At 40.2% G+C, this 246-nt stretch carries 1 protein-coding gene; it reads right to left on the bottom strand.

All coding sequences use genetic code 11. From position 1 onward, the window contains the following. Positions 1-246: hypothetical protein (locus ACFINO_RS11370; RefSeq protein ID WP_375655956.1), on the bottom strand; the 246-nt coding region annotated here is incomplete at both ends.

A 246-nucleotide genomic window follows, 5' to 3' on the forward strand; every position in this document is an offset into this window, starting at 1 on the left:
CGTTTTTCCTTGATGAACAGCCTCTATCGCTGGCTTCGCTAATTCTGCAGCATTAACATACCATTGATCTGTCAAAAAGGGTTCAATAGGTACACCGCTGCGATCTCCATAAGGAACGGTATGTGGATGATCATCAACGGTTACCAAATATCCTTTCTCTTCCATCAAAGAAACAATTTGATCACGTGCAATAAAACGATCCTTTTGATCGAGATCTTTGACCAACATTTTTAACGCATCGGATAA

Source organism: Bartonella sp. AA83SXKL, from assembly GCF_042196965.1.
In the GTDB taxonomy this organism is placed as follows: domain Bacteria; phylum Pseudomonadota; class Alphaproteobacteria; order Rhizobiales; family Rhizobiaceae; genus Bartonella.